9 protein-coding genes are annotated in these 25,444 nt (G+C 46.6%); 3 read left to right on the forward strand and 6 right to left on the reverse strand.

Going from position 1 to position 25,444, the window contains the following annotated elements:
* Positions 1-140: 140 nt before the first annotated feature.
* The 3 genes from RGE70_RS04540 to RGE70_RS04550 all read left to right on the forward strand — a co-directional run bounded on the left by RGE70_RS04540 (position 141) and on the right by RGE70_RS04550 (position 4,658).
* Positions 141-2,435, forward strand: a complete 2,295-nt coding sequence (locus tag RGE70_RS04540; protein WP_310470355.1) for a penicillin acylase family protein — start codon at positions 141-143, stop codon at positions 2,433-2,435.
* Positions 2,436-2,810: 375 nt separating this feature from the next.
* Complete coding sequence (locus tag RGE70_RS04545; protein WP_310470356.1) at positions 2,811-3,794, forward strand: lipid A deacylase LpxR family protein; 984 nt, start codon at positions 2,811-2,813, stop codon at positions 3,792-3,794.
* A gap of 231 nt (positions 3,795-4,025) precedes the next feature.
* Entirely contained in the window at positions 4,026-4,658 is a 633-nt protein-coding gene (locus RGE70_RS04550; RefSeq protein WP_310470357.1) for a TetR/AcrR family transcriptional regulator, read from the forward strand.
* Positions 4,659-4,736: 78 nt separating this feature from the next.
* Here RGE70_RS04550 and RGE70_RS04555 read toward each other — a convergent pair whose 3' ends face one another.
* From RGE70_RS04555 to RGE70_RS04580, 6 genes are all read right to left on the reverse strand, one after another.
* Positions 4,737-6,392, reverse strand: a complete 1,656-nt coding sequence (locus RGE70_RS04555; protein ID WP_310470358.1) for a sensor domain-containing diguanylate cyclase — start codon at positions 6,390-6,392, stop codon at positions 4,737-4,739.
* Between the two features lie 404 nt (positions 6,393-6,796).
* Entirely contained in the window at positions 6,797-8,425 is a 1,629-nt protein-coding gene (gene pfaD / locus RGE70_RS04560; protein ID WP_310470359.1) for an eicosapentaenoate synthase subunit PfaD, read from the reverse strand.
* A 199-nt stretch (positions 8,426-8,624) separates the two neighbouring features.
* Entirely contained in the window at positions 8,625-14,411 is a 5,787-nt protein-coding gene (locus RGE70_RS04565; RefSeq protein ID WP_310470360.1) for a beta-ketoacyl synthase N-terminal-like domain-containing protein, read from the reverse strand.
* Positions 14,411-16,558 carry a PfaB family protein gene (locus RGE70_RS04570; RefSeq protein ID WP_310470361.1) on the reverse strand — a complete coding sequence of 716 codons (2,148 nt, stop codon included), beginning with the start codon at positions 16,556-16,558 and terminating at the stop codon, positions 14,411-14,413. Before RGE70_RS04570 ends, RGE70_RS04565 begins: the two co-directional genes overlap by 1 nt.
* Complete coding sequence (locus RGE70_RS04575) at positions 16,558-24,531, reverse strand: beta-ketoacyl synthase N-terminal-like domain-containing protein (protein ID WP_310470362.1); 7,974 nt, start codon at positions 24,529-24,531, stop codon at positions 16,558-16,560. The genes RGE70_RS04570 and RGE70_RS04575 overlap by 1 nt, the downstream gene beginning before the upstream one ends.
* Positions 24,528-25,397, reverse strand: a complete 870-nt coding sequence (locus tag RGE70_RS04580) for a transcriptional regulator (RefSeq protein WP_310470363.1) — start codon at positions 25,395-25,397, stop codon at positions 24,528-24,530. Before RGE70_RS04580 ends, RGE70_RS04575 begins: the two co-directional genes overlap by 4 nt.
* Positions 25,398-25,444: the final 47 nt, after the last annotated feature.

The raw sequence follows: 25,444 nt of genomic DNA on the forward strand, positions 1-25,444 counted from the left end.
ATATTGCGCAATCAATGTAGCGATAAATTCAATTATGCGCCGACACTGAGGATTAACCAAAAGCTTACGTAACAAGTTGGTAACACGGTTTTATGGTGTTACTTTAATGAATCATAAATAAGCTATTAGCAGGTAGGTAGATGAGTAAAATTGTAAAAGGATTTTCAGTTAGTTTACTAGCGGTGGTATTTATTATCGCTGTGACTGTGTATTTGCTGCTGTTTATGAGTTTACCGAGGCTGAATGATACGTTATCTAGTCCCGTGATTAGCGACAATATTAGTATCGAAAGAGACCGCTTAGGCACGGCGGTTGTCACTGCCGGCAACCGCCAAGATGCAGCTTATGGCTTAGGTTATGCTCATGGGCAAGACCGATTTTTTCAAATGGACTTGCTTAGGCGCAATGCTGCTGGGGAACTCGCCGAATTATTTGGCGAAAAGGCGCTTGAGCTAGATAAGCGTCGTCGTTTTCACCAGTTTAGAAAGCGAGCCAATAAGATTTTGCAAACCTTACCGCAGGAGCAATTAACAGGGTTAACCCATTATGCACAAGGAGTTAATGATGCGGTTGCAGCGCAAGCGGTTGATGCATTTGAATACTGGGTTACAGGTTCTACACCCAGACCATGGGAACCAGCAGATAGCCTATTAGTCAGCTTCAGCATGTATTTAGACTTGCAGGGTAAAACCATTAGCCGCGACTTGTCGCTGACTTACTTACAGTCCCTATTTGGCGCTGAAATGGTGGACTTCATTCTTCAACCAAGCCAGTATCAGGCGCCGTTAGATAGCAGCTTAATTAGCCTTAATCCACCTGTTATTCCAGAGCTTGCAGCGCACCATATTAGCCAAGCAGTCCCTAAACCTATCAGCGAACCATTGGCAATAGGCAGTAACAATTGGGCTATTACCGGCGCTTTAACTCGCAATGGAAAGCCGATGTTGTCTGATGATATGCACTTGTCTTTTGCGGTACCAATTATTTGGTATCGCGCTCAGCTAAATTATCAGCATAACGGTGACAACATCAGTGTTACCGGGGTGTCATTGCCCGGTGCTCCAGCCATTGTGGTGGGGAGCAACGGCCATGTTGCATGGGGTTTTACTAATGCCTACATAGATACCGCTGACTGGGTTGAAATAGATGCCAATACAGAGTTAACCATTGAAGAGGAAATAATAAAACTGCCGGACTCGTCAGTTAAATATGAAATTATAAAATCGCCATTTGGCCCGGTAAGAGGCACTGCTGAGCAGCGCTATGCGCTTTCTTGGGTCGCTCATCACGACTATGCCGTCGACTTATCATTAGCAGAACTTGATCGCGTTAAAAACGTGCAACAAGGTATGACTGTTGCGAGTCACATTGGTATGCCAGTACAAAATATGATGTTGGTCGATACCGCAGGTAATGCTGCCTGGAAGCTAGCGGGGGCATTTCCGTCAAGGACTAATCCAAGTGATGTGGCGATTGCGACGGAAGAATACCAAGCTAAAAATTGGAGCCTAGATAAAGCTAATCTGCCGCATATAATCAATCCAGATACCAACCGTTTATGGTCTGGTAACTCACGAGTAGTATCAACGGCTCAACATGTTGAGCTCGGTGACGGCGGCTATGCATTGGGAGCTCGTAGTGCGCAAGTTAGAGATGGTTTGTTTGCAAAAAATAAATTTAGTAAGGATGACTTTTATCGTTTACAGCTCGATAACCAGGCGCATTTTTTAATGCCTTGGCAGCAACAGTTGCTTGCTTTGTTAAGCTCGAATCCGCAGAAGTTTGCTAAAGACATTAAGTATTTAAAGGCTTGGCAAGCTTGTGCATGTTCGGACTCCATTGGCTATACTCTCGTTAGGCAGTATCGACAGCAGTTAATTGATAATACCTTTGCCCCGCTTGAAACTCAGTTGGACAAATCGTCACAAAGCTTGTCGGCGCTCAAGCGTTACTTAGAGCCTGCAATGTGGCAGTTAATTGAAGCGGAACCAAGCTCTTGGCTACCAGCAGCGCATTCAAGTTGGAATGCACATATGCTTGATAGTTATCAAACTGCTAAACAACAGTTATTAGCTGAACATAGTCAAGACGACAATATGGAAGATTTAAGGTGGGGGCTGGTTAACGCGCTAAAAATTCAGCATCCGTTTTCAAAGTCGTTACCGATCCTAAGCCGGTTCCTCGATATGCCTGTCGTCGCAGGTTTTGGTGATAGTTATATGCCAGCGGTGCAAGGTCCATCATTTGGCGCCTCACAGCGTTTTATTGTGCAGCCTGGTGATGAAGCTAACGCAATATTAACGATCCCCGGTAGTCAGTCGGGTCATCCACTATCGGACTTTTACCGTGCAGGGTTTGGTCAATATGCTACGCAGCAGCATACGCCACTGTTGCCGCGGGAACGACTTTATCGAATCGACATTAACGCTCAGTAGAGCACAGTGTTTAAATGGTAAAAACCGCATTATTGCATAAAAATAGCAGTCACTTTGTTAACAAAAGACTCAAAGTGGCTTGTGTTTTAGCGTACCGTGACCTGTAATGCGAATGGCACGAAACGATGGCGGTATCCTGGCATTCTTAATTAAGGGTTGATTGATGAACTGAATCTAATGACCTGCATCACACATCGTTAAGATAAATGATATAAAGCCAAAAATGCGAGTGTTTTAATCTCCGTTTTGAGAACTAATACGTTAGATATCGTATATTTATCTAACTCATTACCTATAATAAGCGAACCATGAATTACTCCAGTGAAACCTGTGCTGAAAATTATACAAATGCTTACAGTTACGCTATTTTTGTTAATGGCAAGTGTAACTGTTACCGCTGATGAAAATGTCCATACTAACGGTTGGCGACAGTTTATTTTTGAAAATGATGCCTTTGGAGTCATTGACCCTAGTGATGATGGCTACAGTAACGGTGTAGGTTATGCTTGGGGTAAAGCCCCTATCGCCAGCTATGACGATATTGACCTACCAAACTGGCTCAAAACCGCCAGTGATTGGACCTACATAAACCAAGGTGATGAAGGTCTTTACACCCTAAGTTATGCAGTAGTGCAGGCAATGTATACCCCTTCAGATCTAGACACCCCAGAACTTGTAGAGGACGATAGACCGTATGCAGGTGTGCTGTTGTGGCATGTAACAATGCGCCAGTTTGACCAAAATGTGTCTAGAGGTTTGTCGTTAGATCTTGGCGTTGTGGGACCCGCTTCCTTAGCCGAAAAAACACAAAGTACAATTCATGGGGTGATTAACGCGCGCGATCCACAAGGTTGGGAACATCAACTGGAAAACGAAGCGGTGTTTCGTATTCAATCTGAATACTTACATCGTTTTGCAAATTTTGATATCGCCGACGGGCTGGCAACCGACGCGAGTTTTTATGGTCAAGGTAGCTTAGGTAACTTTCGTAGTGAAGCCGGTTTTGGCTTAGTATTCCGTTTGGGTACCGGGCTTGAGCAAACCTACTCCACGATAAACCCAACCGGTTCACATAGCGCCAACCCTTATGGGCAGATATCCGATCGAGGTTTTAACTGGATGGTGTATGTGTCTGCTTACGGTGGCTATGTGCTTAACGACATTACCCTTGACGGCAACACGTTTAAAGATAGCCACTCGGTTGAGCTCACACATGAGCAGGGCGAAGTGAGTATGGGCGTTGCAATGCGTTGGGGAAGTTGGGGATTGTTGGTTTCGACGCTACGCGGTAGTAAGAAGTTTGAAGGGCAAATTCCTGAAACCGATTACGCTGGCGTAAGCATTAGCTACCATTACTAACGCTGCAATACATGATAACAGTAACATTGCTGGCTCAGGCTTTGTTACTGTTAATGATGAAAGCCATTTAAGCTAGTAGGCTCAATGAGGATTGTAACGGCTTTTATTTCGCGCTTAGGCTAATTAAAAATAGGCTTTATTTTACCCATTTAGCGCGTATATTGTGTTGCGATTTCGCTTGTATGGTTGCATTATCTATAGTTACTCTTGCCTCTACCTGCTATTTTTTATATGTCTACTGAAAGGGATCTTTCACCAAAACAACAACGCAGTCAGCAGACACAACACAAGCTGTTAGTGGCACTGCATTCGTGCCTTGCCGATAAATTTTTTGAGCATATTAGTATTAAAGATATCGCCACTAAAGCCGGGGTATCGGTCGGGACATTCTATCGCCGTTTCAAGAATAAAGAATCTTTGTTGCCGTTGCTTTATCAAGACTTTGGCCGCAATTTAGTATTATGGATTGATGATGTAGAAACGAACGAATACATAGATTTACGTGACGCCATCACCCAGCTAACTGCCGCCACCTACCAGTTAATATTGAATAAGAAGAGTGTGTTTAGAACTCTACACTTAAACTCAAGGTTGCATTCAAACTTACTATCATCCGATAAAAGCGTTAACCGAGAAGTTGTTTATCAACGGCTATCAACCGTCTTGTTACGCTTTGAAAAAGAGATTATTGCTAGCGATAAAAAAACGGCATGCGACATGGTAATTTATATGATGATAAACACCTTGTTAGATAAAGCCTTGTACCCCAACTTGACGCCAGCTACGGCGTCGCAATTAACTGCTGCGGAGTTTTCATCCGAGCTGCCACAGGTGTTATTGGCGTATTTAACTAAAAATAGCTAAAGGGTTAAGTGTTGGCGGCAGTTGTCTTAATGTGAGTTAATGCAAGCTTAGTATTTGCTTCTGGCTGGCTTTCATCGCTCACAGCTCTTCAGGTTTTGGTGTTGTTATATCGACCGTTGAGGTCTCGTTGGCATTTACCGCAACCTGATAGTACTGATTACGACCTCTCTGCTTTGCTTGATATAGCGCTTTATCAGCTATTTCAGTTAGCTGTTTTCCGGTCATAAAGCTATTAACATTACCGGCGTTATTAGTGCCTGAAAGTGTTGTTGATACTTGGCAAACACCAAAACTTACCGTGACATAGTCAGCCACTTGTGAGGCCGGATGCGGAATAGCTAATGCTTTAACAGCCGCTAAAATTTCGGTCATTTTATGGGTTAAAGCGGCTTCAGGTATATCGCTGTACAGCATGATAAACTCTTCGCCACCAAAGCGAGCACAAATGTCTCCTGCCCGTTTGAAGTGCTGAGCTAGCAGTGTTGCAATGCTTATCAGAGCTTCGTCACCTGCAACATGGCCTAAACTATCATTGTACTGCTTAAAGTAGTCTATATCGGCCAAAATCAGTGTAAAGCCGATGTTTTGTCGCCTAAGGAGTTGTAACTGAGTCTCTAAATGCAGCTCAAAAGCACGCCTGTTAGCTATCTGGGTTAGCTCATCTACGTGAACTTGCTGGCTTAGTATTGTGTTTTGCCGTTGCACTGTACCCATTAATGCATTGAAATGAAATGATATTTTTCTCAGTTCAGCAATAATGTAGTTACGAGGTAGCTCTTTATAACGTTTTTTTCTATCCATTGCTTTAACGTTATTGGCTAAGCGCTGTACTGGCCGAATAATAAAGCCTGCCAGCAAAAGATAAACGGTGGCTAATAATACAACCATTGCCACAATCAGGCTCACCATGCCAACGCCCCATATCGAGGGGGGCTTTGTGTTTGTGTGATATACGGTGATTTTAAGTACTGGCTGCGCTTTTGTATCACGGATAACCCTTTGAGTAAAAGGGGTTAGTTCAGTCATATTTATTGCCGCGTTCCAGTCTTCAAACTCGGTAATATCGCTATCTATACTTAATCGCTCCATGGTGACTGGGGTTGAGGTAAATGAGGGTAATTCACTAACAAAAGATTGATCAATTAACCGAATAAATACCATAAACCCCTGAGACGGCGTACTTTTGTCCGACAGCAAAATTGGGGTAGAGGTAACGAAGGCAGGCCCAAATTTAGTTGAAATAAAGCCTGTTACCGGCTTCACCTCCTTGCCGTTATATGGATCGCTAGTAAATATTTTGTTTTCTGGAAATCGTTCAAAATCATAAAATTCAAAGTTTAAATTTTGGTTAGTTTTGTAGTTAAGCCCTTTTGCATATAAAAGATTAGATTGATTATCAAAGATAAAAGCACCATCAACTTTTAATGATGTAAAGGTGTCTTTAGGGTAATTGACGGCTAAATATTTCTGGCTGCGTGTTGTGTTGGGCTGCTTAGCAAATTGGTATGTTGCATCCCACACCGCGTAATCATAATTAAGAGTGAGCAAGGGCTTATTTATACGCTCTATGCCAAAAATTAGGCTAGTCAATTCCCGTTCAGATAGTTTGATCATGGTGCTTTCAAGCTGTGGAAGTTGCACCCAAACACGGTAATTGAACACTATCGACGTAAACAGTACGACAATGATTGCAAATACTCGAATTTGAATTTGATTAAAACTAAGTGTTTTCAATGTATTTTGTTGCTCCTGCTAACTGTGATAAAGCGAGTTCATGGTACTGCAACTATTGAATATAATTGTAGCAGTGCAAATTATATTCGCTTTATATTAGATGGCTAAAATATGCATTGACCACTAAAGGCGAAAGTTGACAGATAATAGGGGGGGATGTTTACATTAGAGCTGAAGCAGGCTCAGCATAGACGTTAGTTGAAGTCATTGGTTCTGAGTTATTTGGCGAGGTGGCCTCTCCTAGAGCATGATGAAGGTTTTTGAGTATTTTATGGCGTAGTCACTCATTGACTGCGGGCGAACGCATTGCGATGCAGTGTATGCTTCAGGTTGCAGTGATTGAGATAAAAAGCCACCGAACAATGTCGATGGCTGAGTATGTTGCTCTCAATTGTTCGTCGCAGTTAAGCCATGCGTTGTGTTGGCTTCCAGCGCAACAACTGCGTCGGTAGTTTCACGCCTTGTGAAGTTAAGCTGTTAACGCGATTAAGGTAGGCTGCACCATACATCAGGTGCTTAGCCACATCGACGGCATTTCGGTGTTGGTAGTCATCTAAATAGCTGCCTTTAGCCCATTGGTTAAAAGCCCCTAATGCCGGACCCGCCCATATTTGGTAATCCATTTCACGGCCGACTTCACCTGAATTTGACCAACGGCTAGATAACCCTAAATACCAGCGAAAAATAAGCGCCATTTTACGCTTTGGGTTATTTGCTGCTCGCTCAATTTGTTTTGGATCGCGCTCGTTAAAGTGCTCCACCGTACCCATCCAAATATCATCAAGGTTAGAGCGGAAAACTTGCTTTTCGAGTTTTTCACGCTCTATCGTGGGAATGGCTTCGATAGAATCATAGCGAGTGTAAATTTCATAGAGTTTGTTGGCTCGCATAGGGAACAAGGTGCCGCGCTTCACTACTTGCAGTTTTACCCCCATTTCGAACATGTCGGCAGCCGGTGCCATAGTTACATCGGCCATTTCGGTGGTCGACAGTAATTTACGGGTATGTTCACTGGCTCCAGCTTCAACGCAAGCTTGGTTGACAGAGCCGGTTACAATGTAAGCCGCGCCCATGTTAAAGGTTGCAAGTGCTGCATCGGGTGTCCCTACACCGCCGCCACAACCGACCCGCAATGGTGTTGGGTATTGGTATTTCTGCTGGATCTCATCTTTGAGCGCTAAAATAGTCGGTAACAAAGTGACTAATGGACGGTTATCAGTATGCCCGCCTGAATCTGCTTCAGCCGTGATGTCATCAGCCATAGGCACGGTGAGCGCCAGTTGCATTTGCTCGGAAGTGATTGAACCATCATCGACTAATTTTTGTAGCATTTTAGCAGGCGCTGGCAGCATGAATTTTTCGGCCACTTCAGTGCGGCTCACTTTAGCTATTACCTTGTTGGCGATAACAATATTGCCTTGTGCATCGCGGCTTAGGCCTGCTGCGCGGTAGTAAACAATTTGTGGTGTTAAACCTAGAAAAGCTGAGGCTTCAACGGTGCGCACTTTATGCTTTAAAAATAACTCAACACTGCCGCGTTCAAGTGCAGGTTCACTTGGGCTATGAATCAGGTTAAACATGTAAGGGCCGTTTGGCAGCGCTTTTTGAATGCGGTTAATGGCCGCTTCTACTCGGCTTGGAATGAGTCCTGCTGCGCCAAATGAGCACAAAATACCAGCTTGGCCGAGTGCAATAACGAGTTCTTCTGAAGAAATACCGTTAGCCATAGCTCCGGCATAATAAGCATATTTTACCCCGTGAACGCGGCGAAAATTACTATCGCCTAAGCTTTCAGTACCAAGGGCAGGTGTAAACGCTGCCACAGGCAATGCATTGTTGTTAGCCGTTTGCCCAGAAACTAGCTCGGCTGTTTGGGCAATACCAAAGCCTTTATCACAATGATTGACCACATAGCAGCCACGGCTAAAATCCTTAAGTTGTTGTGCCATTACGGTGGCGTCAAAGCTGATGTTGGACTCATTTACTGCCCAAGGCCACGGAGATAGCATTTCGTTTGTTGTCGTAGGATTCATTTATTTAAGACCCTTAATTATTTGATTTGAGCTACTTGTTCTACTTAAGCTCTTTCTAAATTTTTTCTTATCGCGCGATATTTTAATGGCTGAGGGCGATGCTAATTCGTCTTGCTTCTAGGATAAGGCGCGCAGCCTATATTTATAGGAGAGCACCTTCGACAAGGAAGCATGGCGACAATAGCAAGCTAATCAGCCATTAAAGGGCTTCTTCGATACAGATAGCAATATCAAACACTTCATAAATACGCAGGCCGTCTTTACTGAGGCTGGCATTACCAGTAATGATCTTTTTGCCATTACTGTCGGTTATTGAAGTGATACTGACATCCATCGACATCTGTTTGTTCAATGGAGTAATTTGGCCTCGGTATTTCCATTTGATGTTCGACAGAATTTGGCCGAACTTTGGGTTGTTAAAACCAGCCCCTAAATCTTGACTAATTGCGTACGTTTGCATGGTTTCAATAATCGCTTCGACCCCAAGGGAGCCAGGCATGACAGGGTCTTGATGGAAGTGGAACTGAAAGAACCAATCGCTTGGGTTTATAGTGCGCTCAGCATATAGGTAACCTAAACCCGCTGTGCCGCCATTTTCAACAATTTCAACCGTGTCGATAAAGTTAAGTTGGCCACCAGCTAAGCGGTAATGTGGCTGGTTTGCTGGTGGGTTAAAGTAACGGGCTTTTTTGTCCAGCAGGTTAATTGTGGTGTCAGCGGTAATGCCTTTGGCTACATGCCAAGGTTGTGTGACTTTACCATTATCTAGGCCTAGCTGATCTTTTAGTGCATCGGCTTTAAAGTAGCCAAACACGGCAGTGCCCCGATAGAAAGGTTCACCGTCGGTACTGAGTTCGAAGCTAAAACTTTGAATGATGTTGGTGCCCGCCATGACGGTTGAAAGTAAGCGCGAGTCGTTGCGAATAGTTTTGCCGCGTAAATCCACATCTCGCAGTAACTCACCCGCGCCATCAAGGTTGCGGAAAAATAGCTCAAGCCCTGGAAACCCTAATGTAGTGCCCATGTAACCTGAAATAAAACCATTAGGTTGCAGAGATATTTCCATTAATATTGAGTAGGGCATGGTAGATGCGTGACTGTTTTTGTCGAAATACCATGCGTCAGTTGGCACTTCGTATTCAGCAATACACGATGAAGGCTTTTTAAATTCACCGCGCTTACCGTTAACTTCAATCACACGTGTGGTCACTTGCAAGTCACCACACGGAGTACGCGGTGGGATCATGCCGCGGTAGATTGAAAACTCTGGACCAAAGCAGTTTTCAATGTTGCCGGTAGCAAACTCAAACAGATGATAGGGCGTAAACGGCACGGTATCTGGTACTCGGTTTGGGTAATCTGGCGTGATAGGCGCTTCGACGTGTGACATCGGAATAACGCCTTTAGTTGGTGCTTGGCTTAAATCAGGTATTTGCGCCATCAAAGGTGCGTTAACCGATGCCGGTTGGTAGCCTTGCTTAGGTGTTTGTTTCTTTGTCATGCGCTCTAAAAGAGGGTAGCGCACGCATTCGTCTTCCTCTTTTATCATCACGCCTAGGTTTTGAAAATCAACTACGGCTTTGCCGTTAAGTAAAATATCAATATTAGCTTTGGCATACGGGCGCGGACTAAAGCCGATTTCAGTGATTTCCATACGGTAAGTTAGTACGCCAGACTGCGGCAGTACCTGCCCGCGACAACGCACTTGCTGCGAAGCATTTTTAAGCGGTTGGAAACGACCATTTTGCGTTTGAGTATGCATACCGAGATGCAACATATAGAACTGCAATAGTTGGCCGCAACCTTCAGCCATTAATGAGCCCGCCATCACTTGGTCACCTTTGAAATGACAAGGGAAGTACCAATGGTTTGCCTCAAGTTGCTTATGGCCTTCGATAAGCCCTAAACCCCAAGCGCCACCATTGCGGTCAATCTTGCTCACTTGCTCAATCATCAAAAACTTCTCTGATGCGAAGCAAAGTGACGGCTGCGCTAAACCTTGGTGACTCGGACCAAAACAGCCTTCGATATCTGCACTGAGCAGTTTATGGATCTCTGGGTAGCTAAAGCGAGTTTTTGGGCAATCTAGCAGCGGGGTGAAGGTTTTTTTCACGGCTAAACTACGAGCTTTAATTTCGTCTTCAGTGCGGATCACCCCTTTGCCGTCAGCCAGTTCTTCATCGGTGAAGAAGCCGGCACAACCGCCGTCCATTTTAAGGATCATGGTGTCGCCAACAAAGCACTCGTAAGAGAAAAAGAACAGCAGCGTGTCGCCGTTACGGGCAAAGTTGTTGATTTTAATATCGTAACGCAAGGTGTCGCCGCCACGTGGCAAGTCGCCAAGGAAGGTCAGCGTACAATCAAGTAGGCGATAAACCCGCTCACCTTTGTTCTCAAAGTCGATCCCCAAGTAGCTAATAAGCATTAAATCACACTGTCCAGATTCGACGGCAACGGCCCAGGGGATTTGGCCGTCAACTAAGTAAGGTGCATCGACTGGGATGTCATATTCCGTGGTCATTGAGCAAGGCTTGTATTGGTTCATGGTGGCGTTGAGTTTGGTGACTCGCGATACCAATAAATAATCTGTGGTCGGAAGACGTACGCGTCGCGAGTAGCTGTCGATGATGGCGTAATCACTTCCAAAAACCTTGCTAATATCGCCTTCTGCGTATTCGACTAAATCAGCGTAGTTCCAAATGCAGGGCTTTAGCATAGGAATGGGAGCAACATAGGGCGCCACATTGGCGTGGTCGGGAGCAACCGCCGGCGGAGTCGTCTTTACTGAGGCCAAAGGTGCGGCAGGAGTGGCTGGCTTAACTATCGGTTGCGCTGTTGCTTGCGCAAGTTGTTGCTTTATTAAAGCATCGGCAACCTGCATTCCCGCAGAGCGGCTTTTTAAGAAGGTGTGGTGCGCTTGCTGCGTGAGCTGTTGATTGCGTTGAAACGCAGCTAATTGAGCAGCTGAAAGATTATGTACAGCGGGTTTTACGTCAGTGGTCATAGCGGTTGCGCCTGATGCGGATGCCAAAATCGGCTCCAATTCTTGAGCTGGAGGTATTGTACGGGTTATCGGAAATTTCGATGGCTGATGCGCAAGACTCGATGTTTTACTAAGTGAAAACTTGGCTTGGATTGCGGTAAAGTCAGCCAATGGCGTACCCATAATATGTTGATAAATATCACGGCCGCCGAGTGTAACTTGCTTGATAAGCTGGTGCTTGGTATCTGAGGTTAGCTCATTGGCTAAACGATGGCTTAGTGCTTGTTGCTCAGTGTTTGATTGGCTAACGAGTAACTGTGACACGAGATTGTCACTGGCGTTGGTAATGATAGCGCGATGTGCATCGGCGGTAATTAGTGCGCTGCGTGACACGTTCAACAGACCATGTAGCAAGCTGGCCATGCCCGCAGCTGCAAAACTGTGACCTATGCGGCTGTTGGCGCTGGTGGCTATGGCGTGAGGAAAGCTGGCATCTAATGCTTGCTTGGCAGCATCGGGGATGACGCTACCTGGCGCAATCGTGGTTTCCAGTACTTTTATACTGGCGCTTTTAGTGGCAGTTTGGCTTAACAGGGCATCGGTTACGCGGGGTAATTGCTGCGCATCACCAAAGGCTAAAGCCTCAATTTGCCCGTATGCTCGGCCAGATCTGGTTTCATCTTTAACCAATACCACTGCGCCCGCCCCTTCACCTACATTCCAATTGTGTGCGGTTGTTGATGCGATACTTGGTGTTATTGATACCGGCGCAATGCTGTTTTTCAACATTATTTGCTCAAAGCTGCCAGATAAGTCCACGGCGGCAATGACGACGGCATCTAGGTTGTCTTCTGCAATTAAGTTTTGCGCGACATCGATACAGCGGCTAACGGACTGCTCAGCGGCTGAAATGGTAAAAGCTGGGCCATTAAAGTCCCACAGCGATGACACGCGTGATGCCATAATATTGCCAATAAAACTGGTGTATTGGTTCAGCTTTGCTGCGTCCAGTACGCTGTCCATCGCAATCGCTTCGAGTGCTTGATATTCATCAACCGTTAACTCAACACCAATGGCTGCAAGACTATGTTGCAGTTGAGTGTGTAAGTTAACGCGGCCGCGGAACTGGTGCAGTTCAAGCTCGGTTTCCATTGCCACTAACACCGCGACTTTTTGGCCGGTTTGCAGTTTGGCATCACGAATGGCTTCGTCGGTGACGCGCATTAACATCAGTTGCTGCGAAATTAAACGGTCGTCTTCATTCGGTGGCAGTTTAAAGCGTAAAAAGTCCAGCTCGAAACTGTCAATATATGCGCCTTTTGGTACTGCATTGAGCCCAAACTGAGCCAATAATTGTGGATGTTTATCTAAGCCTTTCCAGCGTTTGCTCGGCAGGGCGATAAAGGCATCGCGATTATTGGCAATGGCTGCATCGAGCTGATTAATGTTGCTCAGTGGACCAAAGTGCGAGCTTAGCCCGACAATTTTAAGGGGGGCTGGTGTACTGGCAGCGGTTAGTTTGGGAGTGTCAGCGCTTGGAGTGTAAGATTCAAGTAACAAATGCGCGTTACAGCCGCCAAAGCCAAATACCGACACCCCAGCATGACGGGTTTTAACCCCTGCGTGGGTATTGGTAGGTTTGTCGGGCCAACCTTGCACTAGACTTGGCAGGGTGGCAGTACCAAATAGGTTATTTGGCGATGCGATTGCGTCACTAATGTTAATACTTGGCGGCAATAAACCCTCTTTCATGGCAAAGATCATTTTCATGATCCCAGGCATGCCAGCTGCGGTGAGCAAATGCCCGAGGTTGGACTTTGCTGAGCCAATTAACGGTGCGTCGGCTCCATGTAACTTGTCTTCAAAAAAGGTTTCCATTGAGGTGAGCTCAATTTTGTCACCTAACGGCGTGCCTGTTGCGTGGCACTCAATTACTTCAATATCTTTTGGCGCTATATCACTTGCCGCAAAAGCACGTTCAAAGGCTTTAACTTGGCCCTTTGGGTTTGGGCTCAATACAAACTGGCCTTTACCATCATTTGATAAACCAACACCGCTGACAACCGCGTATATTTTGTCGTGATCTCGCTCGGCGTCTTCAAGGCGCTTTAGTACCAACACGCCAGCTCCCTCACCGGCAAACAACCCTTTGCTGTCAGCGTCAAATGGCACCGATACGCCATGCTCAGGGTAAGCATGAAAGATTGAAAAACCCATGTTGATAAAAAAGGGATCGGCGCCAGATACTGCGCCGGCAAGCATCACATCTGCTTTGCCCATGCTCAAATAATCACAGGCCAGTTTTAGTGAATAAACCGAGCTGGCACAAGCGGCGTCGAGACTTAATTGCACACTGCCAAGGCCTAAGGCGTCGGCAACAACTTTAGAGGCGTTATGGGCAATGGCGCCATTAGCGCTTGCCAGTGGCGCGGGATCTTTAGCGCGTTGTGCTCCGGCATTGGTGGGGCTTAGTTTTAAATTATTGCAGGCTAATTTATCCTGCAGTGCTTTTTCAACAGCGCTGTGATAAATCGGTAAAAACAGATCATTTGAACGTTCTGTTGGAAAAGACAATGCCCCCATTATGACGCCAGTGCGGCCAAGTAGATCATTGTTATCAAGAGTAATGCCTGCATCTTCTAAGGCTTTACGGCTGGTGTCTAGAGCCCATAAAAAACTATGATCTAAGCCTGCTAAGTTATCGGCAGAGAGTTTGTAACCGGCGGGGTTAAAGCTGAAGTTTTCAATGTAACCGCCTTTATCGCAATAAAAACGGTCTGGCTGGCCTTGTTCGCCTTGGTAATCGGCGCTGGTAGCCCCTAACTTTTCGTCGGTTAAGGTGCTGCGCGAGTCGCGCTTATCAAGCAAGTTTTGCCAAAACTGTTGTGGGCTGTTTGCATCGGGATACAGCGTAGCTAAACCGACAATAGCAATTTTACGTTGTTTGCTCGGCGCGCTGGACTGGCTTGATTTGTGGTTAGAAGTGGTGCCTGTTGTCGACATTATACTTCCCCTTTGGGTGTTATGGTGTCATTGCGCAAGGTGGAGCGAGCGATTTCCCGCGTCAGCCCATCAATTAGCGGAGCCACCGACAGTGGTACGCCGTGGCTAATAAGTTGTGCTAGCGCTTTTAATAGGTTAACGGCATCACTGCTGCCTTTGGTATTGGTCGGGACTGTGCAGCTGAGCGCATGTTGGTGACTATCTTGTTTGGTTATTTTATCGATTAAAGTGCAAGTTTGCCTATCGGCTCCCAGCTCAACAAATAGCTTAGCGCCTTGACGTTGGGCGCTGTGGATCAGCGCGCTAAAGTCTAGGCGGTAGCAAAAGGTGTCGGCGATAGATTGTGCGATGACTTGGCTTGTAAGCGGGCTAATGGCTTGATCGTGGTCATCACGATTATGCAGGCTCGCGGCACTTATAAACTTAATATCTTTGGGCTGCTCATCATGCAGCGGTTGCTGGTAAAAGTTAACCACATTAGCATGTTCAACGATGGCTGGCGGTGTATGCATTGCTGTGACCCGGTTGGCGGCAATACCGCGTTTGCCGAGCGCAGCTAATAATGCACCGCATTGACGTTCACAGCCTGCAATAACACAGGTATCGCCTTGAACAATCGCAAGATATACATGCGGATGGTCGGGCAATAAGGCTTCAATTGCGGTGGCCGAGCTGCGTACCACATAGCTGTTCCAGGCAATATCGTCTGCGACATGGCTCAGTTGCCACGCTTGCCTTACGGCGGTTAATTGACCTGAAATAGCCGAGGTAAATAATGGTGCCGTTTGGGTTTTATTGATCAAGCTATGCGGGTGTTTCCACACGCCTAAACTGACCCACATTGAAGCTTCACCCATTGAGTAACCTAAGGCAAAGTTGGGCTTAATATTAAACTGATCCATTAATAGTTGGCTTAATAGGTAGCTGCTGCCCACACCAGCAATGGCGAGATCGCTGAGGTTCATGCTGGCAACATGTTTCGGATCAGAATGATAAATATGCTCAGCTTGCAGCATGGCTTTAAAATCGCCTTCACGTTCAAGCTGGGCGTAAACCTTGGGAAAGTACTCATGCAACTCATTTAGCATATCGGCATAAACCGTTCCTACGCCTGGGTAAACAAAAGCCAGACCAGCTTGCTCGGAACTGCCTAATGGGCAAGCGGTAAAATAACTGCCGCTGGGGGTTTTGTACTGTGTTTTAGCTGCTATGGTTTGCGCTAAGGCTGCACTCAATGCGGCGAGTTCTAGCTGCATTGCGGCAACTGAACTGGCTTGCAGCACAGCGCAATACTTTGCCTTGCCGCCCATTTGTACATAGCGATGTAGATTGGTCTGCATTGCCTGCAGTAGACCTGAGCTGCTCGTTGTTAATGCTGCCAGCTCAGTGTCTAATGCCGCCACTGCACGTGTTAGCTCGGTTTGGTTATTGCCGCTGACTATAAATTGCAGCCTCTGCGAGGTGAGTAAAGACTTCGCGGCAAGAAAACCACTGCCTTGGGCGATAACAAAACTCACTGATTGCGGGCCATTGTTAAAGCTAATCGCAGCGACCCGGGCTTGATGGTGCTGGGTAAACCAATAGTGACTTTTGGCTTGTTTGGGCGTTAGCTGTAAGTCGGTATTGCGGTATAAAGTGCGCCTGGCCAATTGGCAAATAAGTTGGTGTAGCGCCGTAAACTGCGCTTTGCTATTAAGGCCGTCATGTTGTTCAAGTCGGCTGATTTGGTTTTTCTCGCGTTTAGCCTGGGCCAATGCTTTAGTCAAACTGCAATCGTTAGGGCTATTGCTTTGCTGCATGGCATGGAGCTGCGCATGAGGGTGGATCCTAAGCTGCGCCGCGGTTAAGGCAGGCATCATAAGTAATGCGTGTTCGGCAGTGGCAAGCTGTACCAGTTTGCCATTTTCTATTGCGTTAATGGTGCGGTTTAATTGTTTTTCAAAGCTGGCATCGTCAAAGTTATCGACTGTTATATTGACGATGTTGTCTGCAATTGCCAAGCCTGCACGGCTAAGTTCAGGCAGTAATGTGGCTAGGGAATTAGCCCTGATATCACCACAAGGGAGCACCAGCAGTGCAATGCGCAGCGGCATTACACTGCTAGTGGTTACTTGGTTTATTTGTTGATTAACAGCTTGGCTTGCCACTAGTTCGCCTCGCCTAATGCAGCGTTATTGTTTGCATGTGCAACAAAGGCATTATTAAGGCTTTTGCTAATGGTGACTTTGGCTCCAGTCATTTTAGCGCTCAGCTCACCATTTTCATGGTAAAGCGCCACGTTAGCACTGAGGGCGCGACTGCTACTTTTTACCACCTCTAATTGAATAAACCCACGTTCTGCTCCAGTCATTGGTGAATTAACCACAAACTCACCAATGGATGACGGCAGACTCGCCGCCCCATGTTTGAGCCTTGCCCACACTAACATTGCTTGCAGTAATAGGTCTTCGGCAAACGGTTGGCTGCCTCCCATATGTGTTTCGGGAGCAAATTGACCACAGTCTTTAGCATCAACTTGTGGCAGTTTAATGGTCGTGGTGAGCCCGTTATCATCAAACTGTGTCACGGTGTCGATGCCCTGTAAACGCGGGCCATGAAACAAGGTGCCGTTGGCATACAAGGTTGCCGCTGACGTTACTGCTTGGCGGGGATCTAAGGCATACATAGCTGGTGTTAGCGGCTGGGCACAAGCAGCAGCGTCCTTCACATCGCAGTCACTGCTGGCCATTAGTGTCGCTTTATATTGTGGGCGACTTTGGCTACTAATAAGCGCGTTAAGTGATAGACCGTCATCTGCTGGTGATAATTCCAGTGTGAGTGTTTGCGGCTCATTAGTTTCAAAGACCACGCCTTTTAGTAACTTGTAGTCTACGACTTTAACGTGTTGCCCTAGCATGTTGCTGGCAGCTTGACGCATCCACTGAATTGCACAAACGGTGGGTAATACCGGGTTACCACCAATGCGGTGATCTTCAATAAAGGCCAACGTATTCGGGTTTAAAGTTAACGCTAACTTGGTTGGCGATAACGGATTGTGGTTAACGGTTGTTGTGACATTCCGCTGCGGGCGAAATGTGGCTTGCACCTCTCCCGCATTAAGCTTTTTTACTGTGTCAGATCCTGATTTTTCGCCACCTTGCATAGCGGTGCCAACAAGCAGTTGCACACCAGTGCTGCCAAGTAGTTGAGTGGCAAACAGTTCCGCACCAGCTTGCAAAGGAATTACGTATACTCCGCGCTCGGTAAACATTTTTTTCAGCGCTGGGTTGACCATTCCACCATCCCAAGGGCCCCAGTTAAAGCTCATCACTTTAGCGTGTGGATTACGGGCACTGAACTGTAACGCTGCTTTGTTGAGAATGTCGTTCGACATTGCGTAGTCACTTTGGCCTGTATTACCGTAAAAGCCGGCAGCTGATGAAAACATCGCCAGCAGCTTTATGTTACTGGGTGCTAACGCGCTAAGCAGGGCTTTAAGCCCATTAACCTTAGTGCCGTATACGCGAGCTAACTCTGCTAGTGTTTTATCTTGAATATGTTTGTCGGCAAGAACACCAGCGCCGTGAATTAAGCCTGTTATGTCGTTTGAGCGCCCTTGCAATGCTGCTTTGATGGCTGTGGGATTGGTTACATCCATACTGACATATTCAGCTGATGCGCCAACACCTGCAAAGGCCGTTAATGCTGCGTTAATTTCAATGCTGCTTTGTACCGGCCAGACTAAGGCATCAACTTGTTTTGGCGTCGGCTTTTGTCCGGTTGCGATAATATGCGCAATAGCAGCAGGTTTAAGTTCGCTGGTTTGCTTGCCAGCAGCCCAACTTGGCACGGCTTGTAATTCACTACGGCCGGCTAAAATAAAATGAGATTGTGTGCGGCGGGCTAAGGCTAGGGCACATTCGAATGTCACCCCTTTTGCACCTCCGGTCACCAGTATTTTATCTGTACTGTTTAGGTCTACTTTCGCTGATTTATTATTCGAATCAGCTGCTACCAGGGTTGAGCGTGCCATTTCGCCGAGTTGATTGCTGGCAATGCCCACTTCAACTAACGGGGTGTCGCGATCGCACAACTCCGCGCTGATAGCGTCAGCCAATTGAGTTGCAGTCACCTCGGTTGCGATATCAATTGCTCGGCAAAAAACGCTTGGCCATTCATGGCTGAGTGTTTTGGTTAAGCCTGCTAATGCGGCTTGGTTTAGCTCGGCAGTTTGTAATGCTTGAGTGTTGAGGTAACCAAAGCCGCCATCAATACGGCTGACGGTTACAAAGCAATGACGGGCAGTATTATCAGCCGTAAGTCTAGGTTGTAGCAGCTTGGCCCATAAGAACGCTTGGCTCAGGTGATTAAAGCTGTGCTCATTGAGGTTAATCGCGTCGGCTTGACTGTTATCATTGGCCAGTGGCTGTAGGTGAATAAAGCCAGTTATGGCACCGAGTTTTTGCTCGATTTGTGTAATAACCGCGTTAATACCTGCTTCACCAATCGATGTTGTTTGAAAGCTTGCAACATCGGCCGACAGCGGTGAGTGAGCGAAACCTTCAGGTAAGCGCACAACGGCGACATTCAACCCAAGTTTCATTAGCTTTTCTGCTAGTACGCCGGCGTTATGACCATCATCGGTGATCACAACATTTGAGCTCTTTGCGTAGAGCGCGGCGAACGATTCTGAAGCATTGGCTTCAATGTTGTTCACCGCATTAAGCTTTTTTAGTGCAACCTCGCTGTGAGGTGGAAGTTCAACGCTTGGCGCTGCGCTCACTATGGGCGTGGCCGCTTCACTTGCTGAAAGCTCTGAGCCATCAGCTTGCTTAAAGTTGTCAGTGGCACTGCTAGCAAGCTTAGAGTTCATGTAACTGACGATTTCACCAAGGGTGCGGCACTCTGCAAGATCTTCTGGATTAAGCTCTGGCAAGTTGGGTAACTCATCTTGTACCGTGCCGAGAATTTCAACCCGTTTAATCGAGTCAATGCCAAGGTCGGCTTCCATGTCCATTTCAAGCGCTAGCATTTCGGTTGGGTAGCCGGTTTTATCAGCCACAACCTCAAGCATGGTGTTTTGCACTTGCTTGGGGCTTAACTGGTGTTCGGCGCTTACAGCGTTAGTTGCAGCGGCACTTATTTGAGGCGTAACCGCTTCACTTGCTGAAAGCTCTGAGCCATCAGCTTGCTTAAAGTTGTCAGTGGCACTGCTAGTAAGCTTAGAGTTCATGTAACTGACGATTTCACCAAGGGTTCGGCACTCTGCGAGATCTTCTGGATTAAGCTCTGGCAAGTTGGGTAACTCATCTTGTACCGTGCCGAGAATTTCAACCCGTTTAATTGAGTCAATGCCAAGGTCGGCTTCCATGTCCATTTCAAGCGCTAGCATTTCGGTTGGATAGCCGGTTTTATCAGCCACAACCTCAAGCATGGTGTTTTGCACTTGCTGTGCGCTTAACTGGTTTTCGGTGCTTACAGCGTTAGTTGCAGCGGCACTTATTTGAGGCGTAACCACTTCACTTGCTGAAAGCTCAGAGCCATCAGCTTGCTTAAAGTTGTTAGTGGCACTACTAGCAAGCTTAGAGTTCATGTAACTGACGATTTCACCAAGGGTGCGGCACTCTGCAAGATCTTCTGGATTAAGCTCTGGCAAGTTGGGTAACTCATCTTGTACCGTACCGAGAATTTCAACCCGCTTAATTGAGTCAATGCCAAGGTCGGCTTCCATGTCCATTTCAAGCGCTAGCATTTCGGTTGGATAGCCGGTTTTATCAGCCACAACCTCAAGCATGGTGTTTTGCACTTGCTGTGCGCTTAACTGACTTTCGGCGTTTACAGCGTTAGTTGCAGCGGCACTTATTTGAGGCGTAACCGCTTCACTTGCTGAAAGCTCAGAGCCATCAGCTTGCTTAAAGTTGTTAGTGGCACTACTAGCAAGCTTAGAGTTCATGTAACTGACGATTTCACCAAGGGTGCGGCACTCTGCGAGATCTTCTGGATTAAGCTCTGGCAAGTTGGGTAACTCGTCTTGTACCGTACCGAGAATTTCAACCCGTTTAATAGAGTCAATGCCAAGGTCGGCTTCCATGTCCATTTCAAGCGCTAGCATTTCGGTTGGATAGCCGGTTTTATCAGCCACAACCTCAAGCATGGTGTTTTGCACTTGCTGTGCGCTTAACTGACTTTCGGCGTTTACAGCGTTAGTTGCAGCGGCACTGCTAGCAAGCTTAGAGTTCATGTAACTGACGATTTCACCAAGGGTGCGGCACTCTGCGAGATCTTCTGGATTAAGTTCTGGCAAGTTGGGTAACTCATCTTGTACCGTACCGAGAATTTCAACCCGTTTAATTGAGTCAATGCCAAGGTCGGCTTCCATGTCCATTTCAAGCGCTAGCATTTCGGTTGGATAGCCGGTTTTATCAGCCACAACCTCAAGCATGGTGTTTTGCACTTGCTTGGCGCTTAACTGGCTTTCGGCGCTGATGGTAAGAGGCGCTGTTACGTTATGGTTAGAGCTAGGCGCTGGCGTCACAACCGGCTCGGTATGCGTTATAGGGGCACTTTGATTATGAGCCGCGTTGGCGCTGGCAGGTGCTGCATTTTTTGCAGGTTTTACTACCGCATTGGCTGCGTTTGGCGCTACTGCCTTTACCGCTGGTGTAGTAGCGGGCTGCTGTGCCATCGAAGCCTGAACGGGACTACTTGTTGCGCTGCCGTTAAGTAGGTTCAGTGCGGCGGTATTGCTATCAGCTTGCATTGCTAGAAATTGAGTGTGGCTTTGTACGGTTTGAGCCTGTAGCTGGTGGAACTGTTCCATTGAGCGTTGCAAGCTTTCTGGTAGCGTCACACCAGCGCCAACGAGCTTGGTTTGCTCTGCCATCAAGGTGGTAAAGGTTTCGCCGTATTGTTGTGGAATGGCTAAAAATTGTTGATGCAGTTGAGCTGCTTGTTGCTGGGCGGCAAAGAATTGCGTTAAAGCATCTGTGCTGATTGGGCTTGTTTGTTGGGTGGTGTTTGGTGTTTTATGGTCTTTAGACATCGGTACTGCAATCTCCACAATCTTTTCAACTTCTTTTTCAATCACGACGGGTACTTCAACAATTTTCTCTACTTCAACTACCTTTTCAACGATTTTTTCTTCGATAATTGTGGTGCTCTTTACTGTGCCTGTAGCAAGTGATTTTGCCATTTTTGCCCGTGTTGCGGGGCTGATGTAGTTAGCCCCGTTGAGTGTGATATTCATCGGTGAGCGTTTGGCTGGTGTTGCTATATCGACTTGATACGGATCGATATTATCTAGCTGGACGCCGGCAACAGCTAGCTGTATGGCCGCCTGTTTTAGTTGCAGATCACTGTCGCCTTTAGGGCTTGGATTGACACTGATGATGCAGAGCTCATTTAATTTGTCAGCAAAAGTACCTTGCACTAGCTTTTGCAAAATATTTTTCGGGCCGAATTCAATAAATACCCGGGCTCCGGCGTCATACATTGCTTGAAGTTGTGCGGTGAACCGAACTGACTGCAGCATATGGTTTTTGAATGCTGCCTTTACTTTGGCCGCGCTATTGTCATAGCGCACACCTGTTGCATTTGAATACAAGGCGCGGCTAGCTTTACTAAATTTTGTTGCATCAATAGCTTTTGCAAAAGGCGCTTGAGCATGACCGACAAGTTCAGTATGAAAGGCGCCAGACACTGGGAGGTTAATTGCTTTGCAACCTAAAGCGTTGAGCGCTTTGGCCGCTTCGCCTGTTGTAGCGGTTGGGCCGGCAATAACCGATTGCGTCGGCGCGTTATAGTTAGCAACTTTAACACCGGCAAACTTAGCTATTGTTGCTTCAACCTCGCCTAAATCATCCTCTTTATGAATGATGGCAAACATCGCGCCGCTATCAGCTTCAATACCATCTTTAGCTGCAGCTTTCGTTGCCATGGCATCGCCACGGGCAAAGGCTAGTTGGTAGTAGTCGTCAGTTGAAATAACACCCGCAGCACATAATGCACTGAGTTCACCAAAGCTGTGACCAGCCACCATATCGGCATTAAAGCCTGCTGCGGTAAAGAGTGCATATTGCCCCATTGAGATCGCGCCAATAGCACTTTGCGCATTAGCAGTATTGGTCAGGGTTGCTTCTTGTGCTTTTACTGCATCCTTATTGAAAGCAGGCTTGGGATACACAATGTGTGATAGTGGTATTTTGGCATTAGCGGCAAACACTTTATCGGCAGTAACGAATTGTTGGCGCACCTCAGGGTAGTAACAAGCTAGTTCTCGCCCCATATTGAGGTACTGCGAACCTTGGCCTGCAAACAGCGCTGCAACTTTGCCAGATGTGTTGTTGGTAGTATCAACAATGGCTGCTGAACGATAGCTTATGCCGCCCGGTAGTTGCCATTGTACGTCATCACTCGTATTTAGCTTAGCGATGGCTTGGTGAATAAAGCGGGCTAGTTCAGCCGCATTATTTGCGACTAAACCGATCCGCGGCGCATTCGCGGCGAGCTTATCTACGGCAAAGCGAGTTGCGGCATCTTTTAAGTTAAACTCTGGAGCAGCACTGGCATTAGCCAGTGTTGATAGCGTTTCAATTAACGCTGTTTTATTGGCTGCGCTTACCAAAAAGCTTTGTGCAACACTGCGCTGACGATATTTGGTTATTTCGCTGTCAGCGCGACTATGATCTGCTTGATACTCTTCCAATACCAAGTGGAAATTGGTTCCACCAAAACCAAATGAGCTAATTCCGGCACGGCGCGGCGTTCCATCAACTCGTGGCAGCCAAGGGCGTGTTTCTGTGTTGAGGTAAAAAGGCGAGTTTTCGATGTCTAGTTTAGGGCTAGGTTGGCTAACATTAATTGTCGCTGGTAGCACTTTATGGTGTAGTGCTAACGCGGCTTTTATCAAACCGGCGGTGCCAGCGGTTGACTTAGTATGGCCAATTTGTGATTTTACCGACCCAAGAGCAATGTGTTGTTTGGTGTCATCACCGTGACTAAATACAGAGCAAAGCCCTGCAAATTCAGCAACATCACCCGCTGCGGTACCTGTACCATGCGCTTCGATAAGACCCAAAGTGTGTGGGGCAAAACCGGCGTCGTTATAAGCGCGGTTTAGTGCTTTTGCTTGACCAGAAGGGCGCGGTGCATAAATGGATTTAAACTTACCGTCAGACGATGAGCCTATGCCTTTAATGACGGAGTAAATACGGTCACCATCGCGCTCTGCATCTTCAAGGCGTTTTAGTGCCACCATGCCGATCCCTTCGCCGATCATCATGCCTTTTGAGTCGATGTCAAAGGGTTGAATGGTGTCGTTGGTGGTAAATGCCGGTGTTTTAGAAAAGCTCATGTACATTGATGGTGAGTTGTCGGTGCAGACACCGCCAGTGATCATCATTTCAGAACGACCTTCAACCAGTTCGCTTAAGGCCATCCGCATTGCGGCTAACGAGCCGGCACAGGCTGCATCAACCACGCAGTTCATGCCGCCAAAATCAAATCGGTTAGCAATACGGCCAGCGATAACATTGCCAAGGGAACCCGGAAATGAGTTTTCTTCCCAATGTACATATTGGTCTTGGAATTTTTTGATTAGCATTTCGCTGTCGGCCTGACTAATACCGCTGCTAGCAAAGACTTTTTTGAGTACCGGGTACTGCAGTCGCGCATTTAGGTCATGGTTAATTTTTTGGCCGCCACCCACACCTAAAGTGATGCCGATTTTGTCTCTATCGTAGTCCGCGGGCAAGTTAGCATCGGCAAGTACCTCTTTAGCGACTATCAAAGACAAAAGTTGCGATGAGTCAGTTAACTCTAAGATGTTTGGCGGTAGGCCAAACTCCATTGGGTTGAAGTCTACGTCAGGTAAAAAACCTCCACGTTTACAGTAGCTTTTGTCTGGAGTGGTTTTGTCTGCATCAAAGTAGTCTTCAGCTTCCCAGTGGGTGGCTGGTAGCTCTGTGATGGCATCAATTTTTTCACTGATCAGATCCCAAAATTTATTGAGGTAACGCGAGTTTGCAAAAATACTTGCCATGCCGACGATAGCAATTGGCATATCTTTTAAGCGTTTATTCAAGCGATTATCAGCTTTTGTGTCAGCTGCTTGCTTTGGGGCAGGTTTAGAGGTCTGGCTCATTGTGAGTCTCCAGTAGACACCTTATTAGGTGGCGTCATTTTGTTTGTTTTAGGCCTTTGTGCTGTGGTGCGCCGATTTGGCGTAGCACCTGGAAAGCGCTTTAAAAACTGATGATAGTTACTCACTAGTAACTTTCGTAAGTAGAACGGCCCATGTCTGAGGACATAGGCGATATATCTGTTAGTGGCTTGCGTATTACTATCTTGATAAATATCGAGGTAGATCCAGTCACTATGTGGATCAATACCTAGCAAAACCGAATGAGGCTGTTGCTCAGTTAATTGTGGCGGAATGGTTACTGATACAACTTGCACTACGTCTTCAGGGTTAGTACTTGGCAGCGCGAGTGTCTTAGCAAGTGTTTCGTAATGCAAAGCGTAGGTTTTAACGTTGTAGCCTTGGGTTATAGGGAGTTGATTAAAATAACGCGCCGGCACTTCAGGGCTGTTAATGGCACCAATACGCGACACGCCGTAGCGCTTTAAGCAACGAGCTAAACCTGAACGGGACACATTAGGATTAATAAACTGTTGTGTTGCATTAAGTAATTTATCAAGCGGCATTTTAAGTTGGCATCTTAACCCAACCACCACATATTCTTGTAATGGTGTCAGTGTGGTATTGAGGTGGTGCGGTGTATTAGAGCTATTGACGATTGAATTTCGTTTACGCCATTTGCGGACAGTGGTTTCGCTAATATTAAGTATTTTGGAAAGATGCTGAATGCTAAAGTCTGATTCTTGAATAAATTGACGCATTTCGGGTGTAGTGGTGGCATTACGATGCCGAGAGTCGGAAATATTTTGCTTGTGCACGCTCAGGTTGTGTAGCTCTGAATGTGTATTGTCATCAACTTGTTCGGTCATCTATTGAGCAGGTATCCGTTAATAATCTACTGGGACTTTACAAGGTC

The organism is Shewanella youngdeokensis, assembly GCF_033180165.1.
GTDB lineage: Bacteria > Pseudomonadota > Gammaproteobacteria > Enterobacterales > Shewanellaceae > Shewanella > Shewanella youngdeokensis.